Below are 16,468 nucleotides of genomic sequence, written 5' to 3' on the forward strand. Positions count from 1 at the left end.
CTCACACCCCCAGAAATTGTGGACGAAAGTAAATACTGACCTCCAACAGTTCCATATTAACTGAAGCGTCATAGCGCAGTGTGTTAGTACCTGCAGCAAGCTGAAAAAACGTTGAATTGGTGTCCAATAGTGAAAAAGCATTTGTAACCGTTGACCCTACAACCTGAACCACACGCTTACCAGCGAAATGGGTATACACACGAAGTTCATCACCAGCACTCATTGTAGTGAGAAGGCGGATATATTCTCCCGTGTCTATGTTTAGTAGTTCAGGGTTGGTAACCGTACCCAGTGCTCGAAATACGATTTCGCATCCACAAGATACATCTCCAATGTTTTCTACTGTGATGATTTGACTCGGTTGGCGCATTCCAAACTCCATACCACTTACTGGTAATTCCAGTTCAAACTCAAACAGAGGTATCCATGATGCCAGTTCCTCTCTCACCTCATCTAATGTTTCGAAGAAAGGGGATGGACATAGTAAACTTACAAAGAAGTTTGGTATGCGTTGCCTAGTAGAAACAGTAAAACCTGCTTCCTCTACCACACAAGCAATTTGCCGTCCACGATACAAAAGAGTCCCTCGCATTTTTGGAGTAAATATCTTAAGAAATCTCTGTCTCCGTACATAAGCCTCGTCAAGATAATCCGCTACGACCGTACCTTCTAGCGTGATATTACGCATATCCAGTGTGGAGGAAATATAAAAAGCACCGTCTTGATCCGGTGCCTTAAATGTATTAACGGTCTGGCGTATGTTGCCTGTTCCGTCTATCTTGGTAAGAAAATACGGGCGGCTTTGTTTTAGGGTGATACTCTCACCGCTTGAGTTAATATAAGTAAGTTCCACTGCCAGACCTCCTTTAATATTCTAGTGCCAGTTTGCGAGACAGATTTTTGAATTCCCTGGCTAATTCTTTTTCAGATAGAGGCTTTGGTGACACAACAGAGATATTTTGAGTGATATTTGTACCATTGGCATTCCCTTGCCCAGATAAACCTCTGTAATTAAAATCAAAACTAGTTGGTACAGCATTTTGCATATCCCTTGAAACTGCTGTCATTGCATCCTCAAAACCTACACCGATACCTTCACCCATATTGTGGCCAATTCCAGCAAATAGCTTTGAAGGTGAACTGATGCCGAAGAAATTCTTAATCTTTGATACAACATTGCCGAAAAATCCAGAGATTTTACTCCATAGCCATGCACCTGCATCTGAAATACCTTGCCACAGACCTTTGATTAAGTTTCCACCTACTTTAGCCATCTGGCTTATATAACTTGTAAAAGCATTGACCAATCCTGAGATAATCTGAGGTACAGCCTTGACGATCTCTACGATTATCCTTGGAAGATTCGCAATTAATGCCACAAACAGCTGAACACCGGCCAAGATGATCTTGTCGATGTTACCTACAATAGCGTTTACCAAGGATGTTATTATTTTCGGAATAGCCCCAACCACAGTAGTGATAATTTGTGGGAGTGCCTGTATGAGCGATATTAATAGACGTATGCCCGCATCTATAATCAATGGAATTGACCCAATAACTGCACTGATAATACTGTCGATAATCTGCGGGATTGCTTCCACGATTGCTGTGATGATAGTAGGCAGTGCTGTAACCAGTGAAGTCAATAATTGAATACCTGCATCAATAATCTGTGGAATGGACTCCACTATAAAATCCACTATTGCTTTTATGATGACAGGTAAGGCAGATGTTAGTTGAGGTATTGCATCTACCAATCCCTGTGCTAATCCTATTATCAACTGTAAAGCGGCATCCAAAATAAGTGGTAGGTTATCAATTAATCCTTGAACAATCTGCGTGACTGCCGAAACTGCTGCGGGTATCAGTTGCGGTAGAGCCATGCCAATACCCTCCACAAGTGCGGTTACCAGTTCTATTGCTGCATTTATGAGCAGTGGAAGATTATCAATCAACGCACCGACAATCGTCATTACTGCATCTACTGCCGCTGGAATCAGTTCAGGCAATAAGTTCAAGAGTGTCTCCAACACCTGCGTGAACAGGCTCGTTACAGTTTCCAACAACATCGGAAGCAAGTCACCTATTGCTGTTAATATCGCATCGAACGCAGGCGGTAGTGCGGTTACGATGTTTTCTAAAACAGGCACGATATTTTTAACGACTGCACGGAATGCATCCACAAGATTTTCCGTCAAATTTGTCATGTCTGCATTAGCGTTACCGAGTCCTGCTGTAAAAGAGCCAAGTGCAGCTTGTAATAACCCAATAGAACCAGAAATGGTCTCAGTTGACTCTCTCGCAAAGTTTCCGGCATACTGCTGTGTGTTCTCAAAAAACATCTGCATTGCGACTTCCGCTTTTTCCGCTTGTGTAGCGGTATTCCAAGTGAAATCTAGTCCCTTAGCAAGAGCATAAGCTTCGATGTTTGTAGCATTCATGGCAACACCTAAGTTATCCATCATGGTAAAGTTGCCTTTTGCCGCTCCCGTAACCGCTTCCATGGCAGAAGACATATCTATACCCATAACGGATGCCATATCTGCTGCACGTTGCATCGCTTTTTCTGTCAATTCAAGACTTTTTCGCTGTTCAATGCCAGAGCCTTGGAACAATGCACCCATTTTATTAGCTGTTGCCAAATACTCACTTTGGGAAATTCCGAGATTTCTATAGGCTTCTTCACCGGTCTTTTGAATTGAAGCAGCATACGCTCCAAAGACTGCTTCTGAGCCACCTAGGTTTTGCTCCAATTCCCCAAACTGGGTAACTACCTCTTTACCCAATTTTATAGCAGCAGCTCCAGCAGCAACTGCAACTGTGCCCATAGCCACACCGATGCCCTTGAGTATACCACCAAGCTTTTCAAATTTACCTCCAGAATCTTCCGCACTTTTGCCTGAGTTGTCTAACTCTTCACCGAGATTATCTGCTTCAACCGCAGACTGCTGAAGTTCACGCTCCATATTATTGAGTTCTGCCTGAGCTCTGTTCAGCTGAATCTGCCAGTTTTGAGTGCGGCGGTCATTTTCACCGAAAGAGGAGGTGGCATTATCAAGAGCGGCCTTAAGGGTTGAAATCTTTTCTTTCTGTGCGTCGATTTCTTTATTCAAAACCGCATTACGAGCAGTGACCGACTGGATAGATTTATCGTTTTTATCAAACTGACTGGTCACAAGTGCCATTTCACTGCCCAGCACCTTAAAGGACTGATTGATATCTCGTAGGGCGTTCTTAAACTCACGCTCGCCCTCGACGCCTATTTTCAATCCAAAATTGTCCGCCATACCTTCACCTCCTCCTATATGCCTGGTGGGATAATATCGTCAATCGTTCGAGTTTTCTTCGGCTTTTCGATCCCATGCCATTGCTTGTGGCAAGCCCATAAATCAAAAAACAGTCCAATTGGCATAAGCCAGAATTCCTCTGCGTCCATGCCCATCTGAACTGTTCCATAATAATAAAGTCGGGTAAAGACTTCAGCGTCCGTTACCCGACTTCCACGTTTTTTGGAGTTTCTTCCTCACTTTCCACGTTGCGCTTTGCACCTTTGAACATTGCTTCGGTGATTGCACTTTTATATTCCGCCAAATCAAGCGGTGAGGTAAGAAGCTCCACTTCTTCCTCTGTCAACAATTCTTCTGGTGCGTTCTTATTCTTAAGATTGCGAATTAAAATGGACTGGTTTGCAAGCAGTGTGATTAGCCAAACTATCTCGTCCAGTGCCATCTCAAAGTTTTCTGATTTCATCAGTTTTTCTCCAAGATTTTCAAGACCACCGTAACGACCAGCAATTGCCTTTGTTGCACGTGTAGTTAAAACCAGTTCATACTCTTTGTCACCTATTTTGATTGTGGCACTTCTCTCATTATCCATCATTTCTCCTCCTATGGTTCAGGTGTATATACGGGTTCATAAACTTCAGTGAACCAGCCTGTTATGGTGGACGATGAAACACCGGGGTCGCCTTCTGTGACTTCTGCTTTCCATGGGTGCTTGCCCAACCCATCCAGCTTGTTCCTGCGCATAACTGTTCCTTCAATAGTAGGTGTAGAAAAGGTAATGGAATCCGCTTTTGTCTGTAAGTTGGTCGCTGGTAGTCCAAACTTAACGCGATACAACCAAAAATATCGATATGTTCCATTGGCCTTTTGTGCACGAAACCCCACTGCAACAGGTGTACCTACACTCTCACTTGCAGAAATTAATACCCCGTTGTCGTCGGTGGACGCACCAGTTAGATCTGCTGCTACTGTCGGGCCAATGTCATCTACACCGAGAGTGAGTGTACCGCTATTAAAGTCCTTCACAACCTCGGCAGCACCATCATCGGCATACAGAATTGCTTCCACCAATTCTACCGAAAGTTCGGCAGTAATGGCTTTTGCGAGTACCGAAGGCACACCGTAGGTTTCCTCGCCATTTGAGTCCTCGGTTATTTTTGCATAGTACAGTTTATCCAAACCGATAGTTGCCATATGTTATTCCTCCATTCCATAGTTTTTCGCCACGTCGATGGCGTAATGATGATATCCAGTATCATCCTCGTGACCAATATATCTACGCTCAGTCACTGTAAAATCATCGTTTAACAAAGCCGCTGTAATCTGTCTCTTCCGCTCTAAGTAGTTGCTCTTGGAAAATAGTGATATCCGTGCTTCCTGCACATCAAAGCAAGGTCGGTTATCCGCATGAACTTCAAAAACATCCGAAAGTGGGAGTATCACCACGTACTCATCCGGTGCCAAACCTGAAAAAACCCCGGTTTCTACGGGGATAGGTATTGCTGTCAGAAGTGTATTTAGCTCCTCTAAGATATTCATATTTTATCAATCTCCTCCTCAAGCTTTGCGATCATCGCATTGATACAAGGTTTCCTAGATGCAGTTCTCGCAGGCTTTAGGAAGGGTTTTGCAGGCTGACCATGCTTACCATATTCAATGATTGTGGCAATTTTAGCATTGCTCTCACCATCAGAACGTGGCTCGGCAAAGCCAACTTTGACATTGAAGTTTCCGTTTCTATCTTGCTTTGCACTTGAAAGTCCTAGTGAAGATAGTAGCTCCCCAGTGCTTTTGGATGGATATTTTGTATTCTTACATATCACTTTACTTAGATTTCCCTTAACTTTATCCAGTACCACTTCACCGCCAACTTCCAGAACCTTAGGAAGAATTACATCGGTCTGGTCAGCTAATCGTGATACCTTTAAAAGGAATTCTTCTGGCATCTTTATATTCACTTTTGCCATATCCATCACCTCACGGTTGGTTCTATCTTTTCTGCTAAAACCTCGACATACATACCTCGGTTTCTAACATCATCAACACTTAAAATCTGATATCTGCCATCATCACAAACGATGACCATTTCACTGGTCACCCTAAGGCCAGATATTTTTCTAAACCTAAATAGGGAAGTTGCAGAAGAAAATGATGCCCTATTTGCCCACCGCTCACTGCCATGCCGATCTTCCTTGTAGGCACGTACACTGGCAAGTATGTTATCGCCTATAGCAGCGAAACCATCCTTGTCTTTAATAGGCTCTGTACTGATGATATCAATAAAGGTGTTCATCTTTCCAAAACTCATAATTTACACCTTCCAATCCCGGTCTAGTCTAAGTAGTAGGTTCACTGTGTTCCAAACCTGCTGCCCCGCCTGTACGCTATCGGCGAAGAAACCAGCCGTCGAGCCATCTCTGCTTTCGTAGAAATGACTCGACAACATGATTACTGCCTGTTCAGTTGTTGGGGGCATGATGTTTTCAGTGTAATAACCCTCAGCAACATGCTGATAACTTTCCGCATAAGAGACGGCGGCTTTGATGTAATGCAGCAGAAGTCCATCGTCTGCGTCATGCGTCAGGATCAGATTTGCTTTTACTTTAGGAAGAAGATTATCAGTTGTCATGCCGTCCGCCTCCTTCCGGTCATTCTTCGTCTGTAGCCATTAACCCAGCCGCTTTTAGTTTAGCGAGCAGAGCATTAAAATCTGTGACAAGAGTGGCTGTATCCTCAGCTATGCTGTCGGCTTGATTAGCAGCCATTTTTACCAGCCCAGAGACTGACTCCGTAGCATCGGTAGGATATGTTGGAGCATACAGCTTACCATCTTCACCAATTTTGATTTCGACAGTATCACCCTCATCAGCAGCGGCGGCTTTTACACCACCAAGAGTCTCCTCTGTTGCCACGAGAAGCGGATCGGCGGAGAGCCCCGTTACCGAGGCTCCTTCCTTGATTTCAAGTGTTCCGCCTATAACAGTTTTTTCTCCGCCTTGTTCGGTATAATTCTTAGTGTTATAGCTCATAACGCACCTCCATTAAGCTTTCTGCTGAAGTACTTTTATGGCTTCAGGTAGAATTAATTTTCCATCCACACGCTGAGTAGCAACAAAGCCTACTTGACCAGTAACAGCATAAAGTTCATTAAGCCTCTTAAATACACGACCCTGACGATCAGCTACCCAGTAATAACTAAAATCACCAAATGCGATACTCTTTGCAGCTGCAGCAATAGTTGGCATATATGCAGAAGTATACAATGGTCGATTGAGGATAGTATCCGGTGTACCTGCCTGTAAGGAAGGTTGCCATAGGTACTGTCCTTGACCATCCTTTAGTTTACGGATTGCTTTTACAGTGGCGTCGTTCATAACGAATACAGCCTTATTACGGTAAGGTGCCTTTAATGAATAGAACAGATCAAGAACCTCGTCCATAGTGATTGCCGTAGCACCTGCAGTAGTCACACCAATTTGGGCACCACCTGTAGAAGCAAGGATACCTGTCGGTTTTCCAGATCCATCACCGGTAAAGAAAGCTTCTTCCTCTTTGTTACCGATACGCCTTGCAAACTCCTTAGAGATGTAGGCTTCAAGATTGAACACAGAATCGTTAAGAAGCTCCTCGGAAACTTTGATCATGGTAGCGAGTTTGTAAGCTCCTATAGAAACCTGTCCGAAACTATCATCGCTATCTGGGATAGTGCCTTCTTCATCCACCCAAGAAGCAGTACCTTTTGTAGCTACAACAGGAATTTTCCTATCACCAGAAGATGTATTGATAACATTGGCCAGTGAACGGAAAATGTTCTCTTCCTCAAGAGCCTCTACTAAGGTACGTTCAAACTCGTCAGGCACAAGATAACCACCCTCGGAGTCTGTACCGATTTGAAGGGCATTTCTTACGTTTACATCAAGGCCTTCACCTGCACGAGTACGCATAGCATTCCAGAATGCTTTCTTGTACTCTGCAGACGCACGTCCTGTCTTATCTTCAGCATGTTTGGACGGTGTGTTTGTAATAGGGCTACTAGTGGCTTTGGAAAGTTCTAAGTCAATAACCGCCTGACGTTCCAAACGTTCTATTTCCTTACCAAGTGCAACAACTTCAGCTTCCATCTTTTCATAGGTTTGTGTGTCCTCTGCGGATAACAATCCATCACCGCCACGTTTTGAATCAAGGAATGCCTTCGCCGCATCCCAAACCTTAGCGCGTTTCTCGCGCAATTCAAGAATTTTACTCATTGTTATTTCCTCCTTTAAATTAGTGAGAAATTAAAGAAAGCCGCTTATCCAGCGACTCTATAGGTGTACCTGTTTTTTGTTTTTGTTTTTTAGGTAGTTTGCTAATAAGTGAGTTAGTAACCGCCATCCTGCTAAAGATAAGGCTATCCGTCAAATCCGGTGTTTCATTTTCCATAAACATGATCTTATCTGCAAAACCCAGTTCGATGGCTTTATTTGCATTCATCCATGATTCTGCATCCATCAGATGAGAAAGCTTTGTTCGGGAAAGACCAGTCTTTAACTCATAGGCATTAATAATACTTTCCTTAACCTCATCTAATAGAGCTTTAGCTCGTAGCATTTCCTCGCTATCACCGATGGCAATAGTCGAAGGGTTATGAATCATAATCATGGATACCGGCGACATATATACATCTCCACCCGCCATTGCAATAACAGAAGCTGCACTTGCCGCAAGCCCGTCAATTTTTACAGTGACCTTTCCTGTATAGTCCATAAGCATGTTGTAAATCTGAGCTGCTGCAAACACATCCCCGCCAGGAGAGTTAATCCACACTGTAATATCACCGGTGCCAGCCAGCAGTTCATCTTTGAACATCTTAGGTGTGACCTCATCACCCCACCACGTTTCTTCGGATATCACTCCATTTAAATAGAGAGTGCGCCCTTCATCAGAATCTCGCACCCAATTCCAGAACTTCTTCATTTACTGACCTCCTTCGGTTTTGGCAAACGCTCCTGCGTCAGCCAATTTCGTCATATTTCCGTTAACCAGATATAAATCGCCACCTTCCTCAGCTGGGATACGGTTCATGTCCTCCAATTCACGGATATCATTAGCTGACATCCAGCCATTTTGTCGCCCAATAGCATAGCCATTCATTCGGCTTTGATAATCGCCGCGAAGCAGACCATCTAAATTGAACTTGATGAATACTGATGTTTTCTCAGAAGGCAAAATAAGCGATTGCTGGAGACTTTGCTCCCATCTCACCACCCACGGATCGAGAGTGTATTTTACAAACTCCAAAGACTGCTGCTCGATATTAGAGAAGCTAGATTTCTCAAGATCTCCCACCATATGAGGAGGCACACGGAAAATCCTTGCAATCTCATTGATTTGAAATTTCCGTGTTTCTAAAAACTGAGCCTGTTCTGGAGGTATACCGATGGCTTGAAACTTCATGCCCTCTTCCAATACAGCGATTTTATGTGCCTTAGCTGTGCCTTGGTAAGCACTATTCCAGCTATCCTTGACTCTCTGTATGTCTTTAATTACTCCTGGGTGCTCCAGCACACCGCCGGGATTGGCTCCATTAGCAAAGAATGCCGCACCGTATTCTTCGGTAGCAAGTGACATACCGATTGCATTTTTTGCCATAGCAATAGGGCTATAGCCAATGAGTCCATCAAAGCCCAAGCCTGGTATGTGAAGTACATCATCTTTGCGAAGTGTGACATACCCGCCCTTTGGATTCAGGCCACTTTCGTCTGTATCCCGGTAGTAGGTATAAACCAGTTCACCATTTGATGCTCGACTTACTTCCATCTTGTTAGGAAGTAGAGGATAAAGCGCAATTGCCTGGCCACGACCATTTCGAACTATCTGTGCATAAGCATTGCCCCAAAGTAAAAGATGACTCATCAGTGTTTCTCGAAACACAAATGAAGTCATCTCTGGATTTGGTTCATCATGAAGAAGGTAATACAAAGGGTGGAAAGGAATCTTTTCTTTACCTCCATCAGAACGATATCTATATACATGTAGTGGCAGTCCAGCAATAGCTTCAGCTAGTATTCTTACGCAGGCATACACCGCTGTTGCTTGCATTGCAGTACGCTCATTTACTGTTTTGCCAGATGATGTACCGCCGAATAGGAAGGAAAATGCGCTACCCACACGGTTTTGCGGTTTGTCCCTTGAACGAAACAGTCCTTTTAATAAATTCATAGGCCTCACCTCCAAATTGAAAGAATTACACCACAAACAATCATTGAAATTTATAGAATTATTAAACCTCTCTCGTCATACACCGAGTCTCCACTATTACCTGGTCCACAGCGGATGGCGCGGTCGAGTGCCATAATAGTTGCCACTGCTCCATCTATTTTTTCTGTACTTTTTTCCTTGTCCGGTTTTATATTTCCAGCCGGATCTGTTTTTATATAGATGTTATCCATCATCCACCGTAGTACTGGATGCCCGCCGTGTGCTATTCTTTCTTCTAATGTCAATTTCATAAGTTCCTTTGTAGGTGGTGACATATCTTTAAAACCTTGACCGAAAGGAACTACAGTAAAGCCTAACCCTTCAAGATTTTGCACCATCTGAACAGCGCCCCAGCGGTCAAAAGCAATCTCTCGAATGTTGTACTTTTCCCCCAGTTCTTCAATGAATTTTTCAATGTATCCATAATGGACTACATTTCCCTCGGTGGTTAAAATATAGCCTTGCTTCTCCCAAAGATCGTATTGCACGTGGTCTCGTCGAACTCGGAGGTCAATATTATCCTCCGGCATCCAAAAATACGGGAGAACGGTATATTTATCTGTTTCATCTTCCGGTGGGAACACCAGCACGAAGGCTGTAATGTCAGTGGTAGAGGATAAATCAAGTCCTCCATAGCATACTCTACCTTCAAGGCTCTCTGGTTTTACTGGAAACGCACAGGCATCCCACTTTGCCATTGGCATCCAACGGACAGATTGCTTAACCCACTGGTTCAGACGCAGCTGTCGAAAGCTATTTTCCTCAGCAGGGTTCTGTTTTGCGCTTTCACAAGCTGCTCTAACTTTATCGATACTTACTGTAATTCCTAGGCTTGGATTTGCTTTCTTCCATACTTTGGGATCAGTCCAATCATCCTCTTCTTTGGCACCGTAGATTACGGGATAAAAAGTAGGATCGTATTTTCTGCCCTCAATAATATCAACCGCTTTTTGGTGTGTTTCATAGCAGATACTCTGGGTATCCGTCCCTGCAGTGGTGATAAGAAAATATAGCGGTTGGGTCCTCGCATCACCAGACCCTTTTGTCATAACATCAAATAGTTTCCTATTTGGCTGAGTATGAAGTTCATCAAAAACAACACCATGTATATTGAAGCCGTGTTTTGAATAGGCTTCAGCCGACAATACCTGATAAAAGCTGTTGGTCGGCAGGTACACCAGTCGTTTAGTTGAAGTCAGCAACTTCACTCGTTTATTCAGCGCTGGACACATCCGCACCATATCGGCTGCTACTTCAAATACAATTGATGCCTGCTGGCGATCTGCGGCACAACCGTATACCTCTGCTCGTTCTTCACCATCTCCACAAGTGAGGAGAAGTGCGATTGCTGCTGCAAGCTCGCTTTTTCCCATCTTTTTAGGTATTTCTATATAAGCCGTGTTAAACTGCCGGTATCCATTAGGTTTTAAGATACCGAATAAATCACGGACAATTTGCTCCTGCCAATCGATAAGTTCAAAAGGCTTGCCTGCCCATGAACCTTTCGTATGGGAGAGTGCTTCGATAAAAGCCACAGCGTAATCAGCAGCGTCCTTATCGTAATATGACCCTTCAGCTATAAAGGCGGTCGGCTTATATTTCTTCAGTTTCCGCATAAACACCGCCCCTTTTATGGAAAAGGACATAAGAAAAGAGCCTCAATCCTATAGATGAAGCCCTTTTCTCTATCCTATTTAGATTTAGTTATTTCTTTTTATCCACTTCACCCGTCAGTATGAAATGGGCATATTCTGCTTTATGGTCTATTAAATAGACTACCAATTCATAAAACCCTCGTTCATTTGCCTCATACTGTACTCGGTCCACATCAAACATATTTGTGACTCCACTTTCTCGGATGGAAAGGATTTGTTGCTTAATTATCTCATTCATTGGCTACCTCCTCCGATTCTATTGAATCAGTTGTAGCTTTGCGCAGGATTTCCACATCGAAGCCCGCACTCTTATAGCCTTCTAAAATTGTACTGTAATAATAACAACTCGGCTGTCCAAGCGGTCTACCATCATTCATGATGTAGACCATCGCCTTGACGGTTTTGCTTCCCAACTTCACTTTTATTGTTTCCTTTCGATAAAGGAACGGCCATCCCTCGTAACGGTCAAGTGCCGCTTCATCGGTCGGTGTAATCTCCCAAACTAAAACTGGTACGTTGCCACCCTCAAAAGGCTCGATTGTCGCCACAGCGCCCGCGTGTGCCCCTCTAAATAATAGGCGGTGGTCATTGATTTGACTTGCTCCTACCACCTTCGCTGTGGGGCATCTGTCGGCCATTTGCTTTAGATTAAGGTTGGAGCCATAGGCAAGATATAATTTATTCTTCATTGTAATCCTCCTTCTTAGCTTTGTGGGTTAGGGGCAGCTCAGGCCGCCCGAAACCGCCATGCAGCTGAACCCGAAAGTGCTGCTGTCAAATGTTCTCTGCAGTTTGCAAATTCATCTCCAATGAAACCAATTCGGTTTAGATAGGTTCTCATGGCAAATTTTTCGTTTTCCACCTGCGGTTTCTTTGCTGATGCACACTTTTGTGTTAAGGCTTGGTGGTTGATGGCAAGTGCTAGAACAATGTAGCTTCTTATCTTTCCTGCATGAAGTTCGCTATTGAATCCTCTAAGTTCAACTGTATGGTTTCCGGTAAAAAAGCTGTGAAGGTTGAGGAAATGGTAGCGGCTGTTGTGATAATGAGTGCTTCTACTCTCGCTGTAGCCCTCGTACCAAATGTCCTCAATTTGTCTCATGGTTCTAGGCTTTTTACGGTTTATCTTCTCAACCAAAATGCTGTCCATCTTTTTGCAGTAATTCATTCTCTGCGGTGCAATCTGAAGTGCTTTATAAAATAAGTCATTTTTACTTGCAATGATATTTACAAAGTTTCGAATGCTTCGTGGGGTATGTTCAGCACCGTCTAGATGAATGTGAATTCCGCAAGATGTATTTGTAAAGGCTCCAGCTTTGCGAAGCTTTCTTACTAGCTCTTGCAAAGTTTCAATGTCCTCCCGATAGGTTAGTATTGGGCTAACCAGCTCAACACTATAATCTCTACCTGCAGCTACTTTTCTTCTACCTTCTTTTCTTTGGCAGTTGATGCTCCCATCGTACATAAACTTCCACACTCGACCATCTGAAGTTTTTACCTTCTTGGTGTCGTAGTAAGTCCCGCCTTCACTGTAAATGCCTTGCAAAAACTCTGCAGCGACTCTAGCCGCCCTTTCCCTTGTAATCCCTGTAAATTCAATCTCAATCCCGAATTTTGCACTTAACATCGTGTCTCGCTCCTTTTAAAGTGTGTTTGTCCTTTCGGCATGTACATATATCACTCTAAAAGGCTTATATAGCAAGACAATTCTGCAATACAAATCTACATATTTACTGCCATATTGGGCTTAAAATGTGTATTTTTATTCTTCGATTTTCTTGCATAAATCCTCTCCAAAAACCACTCCAAGGGAACTGCCTGAATCCCAACTGACGTGGATAGTTCCCATATCATCAACACTAGTAACCGTACCTTTATCTCCTGGCTGAAGCTTGGTATAAGGGTCATTCATCTTAAGTAGCATGACACGAGTTCCTGGAGTGTAATAACTTCTAAGTTGCTTTAGCATTTCTGGGTGAATGATATTCATTATTCACTCACCTCCTCATGCTTGGCACTTCCGCTTTTGAAGGCAGAGCTACCCGACAATTTGGAGAGGAGAATTTTTCGTTCTGTTTTGTATTCTGGCCCGATAAATCCAAGTCTTAGAAGGAAACAACGGAAAGCGTACTTTTCATTCTCCACTGATTTCTCGGTCGAGTTGACGCGGGTCTGCTTCTTTGCCATTTCACAAAGTGCTGTTACAAAGTGGGTATAAGCCTTCACCTCCTCTGCGGAGCACTCACTCTGGAACCAAGGGAAGGTTATAAATTCCTCATTTATGATAATGGGAATAGAGTCAGTATCAAGTGCTTTCTTTATAAGGGTTTCTTTGCTTTCTACCAATCCTTTTAGGTTACCAAGTGCAGTTTCGCTAAAACCCTCCCTCGGCATTTGAATAATCAAACTAATAGCTTCTTCGGTTTCATTTGATTCGCTGTATACGGGAGGTTCTTCGTAATCACTATTTGGACTTACCCTACCCCCAAGAGCCGCTTCATTAGGAACTTGAATATTTTCAAGAACAGGCTCTGCTGCTGGAATTGGTGTGTCAAATTCTACTGTAACCGCCTTAAAGTCATGAAGGCCTAATAGATTATTAACCAGTTCAGAATTATCTGGTCCTCTGACTACCCCGTTTTTGTCAATATTGTAGTCTGCCACTTCATATGCAAATGTAGGCGCTCCAAGATATCTTGCAGGAGCATTCAGTTTTTGGCTGATTGCATTGACTAGCTCTTTTCTTTTTGCTCCTGTGACATTATAGTTTATCTGCATTTTTTATACCGCCTTTCTATTTTCGGTACATACATATATCACTCTAAAGGCTGTTAATATCAAGTCATTTAGAGCATCTTTCTGTAGAAAATACTGTTCCATTAATCGGCGGTAGCAACGTCTGGCAGGTCACAATATCTTATTTTCGAACCATCTCTTAAAAGAAACACACCGTCTGAGTTTCCAACTTGCTCAATATACCTTTTCACAATAACATCACAGTACTTTTCATCCAGTTCAATGGTGTAGCAGATTCTATCTGTCTGCTCACAGGCAATCAGTGTGCTTCCTGAACCACCAAAAGGATCAAGCACGATACAATTAGAAAGGCTTGAATTCAAAATAGGGTAGGCCACAAGTGCAACTGGCTTCATCGTAGGATGATCACTGTTTTTCTTCGGTTTCTCAAATTCCCAGATGGTGGTCTGCTTTCTATCGGAATACCAGTTATGCTTGCCTTTCTTTTTCCACCCAAAGAGAATAGGTTCATGCTGCCATTGATAAGGGGAGCGACCGAGAACAAGGGACTGCTTTTTCCAAATACAAGTACCAGAAAGATAAAATCCTGCATCGGAGAATGCTCTTCTAAAATTGAGTCCTTCGGTATCCGCATGGAATACATAAATAGAAGCGTCCTTTGCCATCGCTGCTTCGGTGTTCTGAAATGCTGCAAGCAGGAAATCGTAGAACGCTTCGTTAGCCATATTGTCATTTTTGATTTTTCCAGCAGTGCCTTCATAGTTAACATTATATGGAGGGTCCGTAACTACCAAATTAGCAGTTTTCCCATCCATCAAGACATCAAAGGTGTCTTTCTTTGTACTGTCTCCGCAGACTAATCGATGCTGTCCAAGTAGCCAAATATCCCCTAAATGCGAAACAGCGGGCTTTTTCAGCTCGCTGTCTACATCGAAATCATCTTCTTTTATATTATCCTTAAGGGAATCCTTGAAAAGATCGTCCAACTCTCCTGGGTCAAAACCTGTCAAAGACACATCAAAGTCTGAAGCATTTAAGTCCGTGATGAGAAGTGCTAATTTGTCTTTATCCCAATCACCACTTATTTTATTTAGTGCAATGTTCAGCGCCTTCTCCTTTTGCTCATCCATTTCAACAACTACGCATTCTATCTCCTCCATGCCCATACTCAGCAGGATTTTCAAACGCTGATGACCTCCGATGACTCTGCCTGTGGTCTTATTCCATATTACGGGTTCTACATATCCAAACTCCTCAAGGGAGCGTTTAAGTTTCTCATATTCCGGATCACCCGGTTTTAAATCCTTCCTTGGGTTATATTCAGCGGGGATGAGTTGTTTAGTTTTTATCTTCTCTATCAACATACTTTTCCACCGCCTTTCTAAATTCACTGTACTTATTTACATCCTCCCACGGGAATAGACAACTATTAAAGTGACCATAAACAGCTGTATCAGAGTAAATCACATTCCTTAGACGCAACTTCTCTATGATTGCCGCAGGTCTTAAATTGAAAATCTCCTGTGCAGCAAGAGTTAATATTTCGTCAGAAACAATACCTGTGCCAAGAGTATTTACAGAAAAGGCTACAGGATTTGCCTTACCAATGGCATAGGATATACTAACTTCACATCTCTTTGCATAACCACACCAGACGATATGCTTTGCAATGTACCGAGCCATATAGGCACCGCTTCGGTCAACTTTGGTGGGGTCTTTACCACTAAGTGCGCCACCTCCATGGGATGCAAGTCCTCCATAGGTATCAACCATAATTTTTCTACCAGTTAAGCCTGTATCGGCAGCGGGACCACCTTCGACAAATCTACCAGAGGGGTTAATGAGAATTTCTGTTTCATCATCAAATGGGAAGTCCTCAAAGCACTGCCATAGGACATTGTTAAGGATATCTGTCTTTAGTTCTTCCTGTGTTTTATTCTTATCATGCTGTACCGATATCACAATAGTCTTTATTCGCACTGGAGTGTCCCCTTCATATTCCACCGTCACCTGCGCTTTACCATCTGGGTGGATACCTTTTATCAGTTTCCCTTTTCGGCAATCATCCAGTCTCTTTACAATCCTGTGAGATAGTACAAGGGGTAGGGGAAGCATTTCTCCTGTTTCCTTTGTAGCATAGCCGTACACAGTTCCTTGGTCTCCAGCACCTATCGAACCATACTGTTCATTTATTCCATTTCTTACTTCCAGTGCAGTATCCACGCCAGTTGCAATATCTACACTTTGTTTGTGTACAAATACATAAATCAAGAATTTAAGAGGGTTGTATCCAATCTCTTTAAGGACATTCCTAACAATGTATCGGATGTCTATTTTCTCGCTGCAGGAGATTTCGCCCGCCACGATAATTTTCCCTTTGGTTGCCATTACCTCACAAGCGACACGTGATGCTTTATCTTTACGTAAACATGCTTCTAAAATGCTATCTGCTATGATGTCGCATAGTTTATCAGGATGTCCAGCACATACACTTTCAGCTGTTAAATATCTTTTACTCATTACATATCTCCT

General features: G+C 43.1%; 20 protein-coding genes. All 20 read right to left on the reverse strand.

Annotated features, from left to right (window positions below; genetic code table 11):
- Nucleotide 1 precedes the first annotated feature (1 nt).
- The 20 genes from H2684_RS00420 to metK all read right to left on the reverse strand — a co-directional run bounded on the left by H2684_RS00420 (nucleotide 2) and on the right by metK (nucleotide 16,456).
- Nucleotides 2-853 carry a phage tail family protein gene (locus H2684_RS00420; RefSeq protein ID WP_182087405.1) on the reverse strand — a complete coding sequence of 284 codons (852 nt, stop codon included), beginning with the start codon at nucleotides 851-853 and terminating at the stop codon, nucleotides 2-4.
- Between the two features lie 13 nt (nucleotides 854-866).
- On the reverse strand, nucleotides 867-3,287 hold the full coding sequence (locus H2684_RS00425) for a phage tail protein (RefSeq protein ID WP_182087406.1): 2,421 nt from the start codon (nucleotides 3,285-3,287) through the stop codon (nucleotides 867-869).
- 202 nt (nucleotides 3,288-3,489) lie between these two features.
- Nucleotides 3,490-3,876, reverse strand: coding sequence for a hypothetical protein (locus tag H2684_RS00430; RefSeq protein ID WP_106062428.1), 387 nt, complete (start codon nucleotides 3,874-3,876; stop codon nucleotides 3,490-3,492).
- 11 nt (nucleotides 3,877-3,887) lie between these two features.
- Nucleotides 3,888-4,478, reverse strand: coding sequence for a major tail protein (locus H2684_RS00435; RefSeq protein WP_012102978.1), 591 nt, complete (start codon nucleotides 4,476-4,478; stop codon nucleotides 3,888-3,890).
- A 3-nt stretch (nucleotides 4,479-4,481) separates the two neighbouring features.
- Nucleotides 4,482-4,823 carry a hypothetical protein gene (locus tag H2684_RS00440; protein ID WP_182087407.1) on the reverse strand — a complete coding sequence of 114 codons (342 nt, stop codon included), beginning with the start codon at nucleotides 4,821-4,823 and terminating at the stop codon, nucleotides 4,482-4,484.
- Complete coding sequence (locus H2684_RS00445; RefSeq protein WP_182087408.1) at nucleotides 4,820-5,251, reverse strand: HK97 gp10 family phage protein; 432 nt, start codon at nucleotides 5,249-5,251, stop codon at nucleotides 4,820-4,822. The genes H2684_RS00440 and H2684_RS00445 overlap by 4 nt, the downstream gene beginning before the upstream one ends.
- 5 nt (nucleotides 5,252-5,256) lie before the next feature.
- Nucleotides 5,257-5,592, reverse strand: coding sequence for a head-tail adaptor protein (locus H2684_RS00450; protein WP_012102981.1), 336 nt, complete (start codon nucleotides 5,590-5,592; stop codon nucleotides 5,257-5,259).
- Nucleotides 5,593-5,595: 3 nt separating this feature from the next.
- On the reverse strand, nucleotides 5,596-5,913 hold the full coding sequence (locus tag H2684_RS00455; RefSeq protein WP_012102982.1) for a head-tail connector protein: 318 nt from the start codon (nucleotides 5,911-5,913) through the stop codon (nucleotides 5,596-5,598).
- A gap of 19 nt (nucleotides 5,914-5,932) precedes the next feature.
- The gene (locus tag H2684_RS12445) at nucleotides 5,933-6,313 is read right to left on the reverse strand and encodes a head fiber protein (RefSeq protein ID WP_092561614.1); all 381 of its coding nucleotides are present in this window, start codon (nucleotides 6,311-6,313) and stop codon (nucleotides 5,933-5,935) included.
- A 12-nt stretch (nucleotides 6,314-6,325) separates the two neighbouring features.
- Nucleotides 6,326-7,531, reverse strand: coding sequence for a phage major capsid protein (locus H2684_RS00465; RefSeq protein ID WP_012102984.1), 1,206 nt, complete (start codon nucleotides 7,529-7,531; stop codon nucleotides 6,326-6,328).
- A gap of 19 nt (nucleotides 7,532-7,550) precedes the next feature.
- Nucleotides 7,551-8,240, reverse strand: a complete 690-nt coding sequence (locus H2684_RS00470) for a head maturation protease, ClpP-related (protein ID WP_092561612.1) — start codon at nucleotides 8,238-8,240, stop codon at nucleotides 7,551-7,553.
- A complete protein-coding gene (locus H2684_RS00475) occupies nucleotides 8,241-9,485 on the reverse strand; it encodes a phage portal protein (RefSeq protein WP_012102986.1) in 1,245 nt (414 codons plus the stop codon). It abuts the gene before it with no gap.
- Between the two features lie 50 nt (nucleotides 9,486-9,535).
- The gene (locus H2684_RS00480) at nucleotides 9,536-11,140 is read right to left on the reverse strand and encodes a terminase TerL endonuclease subunit (protein WP_182087409.1); all 1,605 of its coding nucleotides are present in this window, start codon (nucleotides 11,138-11,140) and stop codon (nucleotides 9,536-9,538) included.
- A gap of 88 nt (nucleotides 11,141-11,228) precedes the next feature.
- Nucleotides 11,229-11,417, reverse strand: coding sequence for a DUF5049 domain-containing protein (locus tag H2684_RS00485; protein WP_018664388.1), 189 nt, complete (start codon nucleotides 11,415-11,417; stop codon nucleotides 11,229-11,231).
- Nucleotides 11,410-11,868 carry a gamma-glutamylcyclotransferase family protein gene (locus H2684_RS00490; RefSeq protein WP_018664387.1) on the reverse strand — a complete coding sequence of 153 codons (459 nt, stop codon included), beginning with the start codon at nucleotides 11,866-11,868 and terminating at the stop codon, nucleotides 11,410-11,412. The genes H2684_RS00485 and H2684_RS00490 overlap by 8 nt, the downstream gene beginning before the upstream one ends.
- Before the next feature lie 38 nt (nucleotides 11,869-11,906).
- Nucleotides 11,907-12,806 carry an amidoligase family protein gene (locus H2684_RS00495; RefSeq protein ID WP_019155120.1) on the reverse strand — a complete coding sequence of 300 codons (900 nt, stop codon included), beginning with the start codon at nucleotides 12,804-12,806 and terminating at the stop codon, nucleotides 11,907-11,909.
- 135 nt (nucleotides 12,807-12,941) lie between these two features.
- Complete coding sequence (locus tag H2684_RS00500) at nucleotides 12,942-13,169, reverse strand: DUF4314 domain-containing protein (protein ID WP_019155121.1); 228 nt, start codon at nucleotides 13,167-13,169, stop codon at nucleotides 12,942-12,944.
- The gene (locus tag H2684_RS00505) at nucleotides 13,169-13,957 is read right to left on the reverse strand and encodes a hypothetical protein (RefSeq protein WP_035150335.1); all 789 of its coding nucleotides are present in this window, start codon (nucleotides 13,955-13,957) and stop codon (nucleotides 13,169-13,171) included. The genes H2684_RS00500 and H2684_RS00505 overlap by 1 nt, the downstream gene beginning before the upstream one ends.
- Before the next feature lie 101 nt (nucleotides 13,958-14,058).
- Nucleotides 14,059-15,300 (reverse strand): site-specific DNA-methyltransferase, encoded by a 1,242-nt coding sequence (locus H2684_RS00510; RefSeq protein WP_182087410.1) that lies wholly within the window; start codon nucleotides 15,298-15,300, stop codon nucleotides 14,059-14,061.
- Entirely contained in the window at nucleotides 15,275-16,456 is a 1,182-nt protein-coding gene (gene metK, locus H2684_RS00515; protein WP_024400904.1) for a methionine adenosyltransferase, read from the reverse strand. Before metK ends, H2684_RS00510 begins: the two co-directional genes overlap by 26 nt.
- Nucleotides 16,457-16,468 lie beyond the last annotated feature (12 nt).

It is taken from the genome of Clostridium sp. cel8 (genome assembly GCF_014050525.1).
In the GTDB taxonomy this organism is placed as follows: Bacteria; Bacillota; Clostridia; order Clostridiales; family Clostridiaceae; genus Clostridium_B.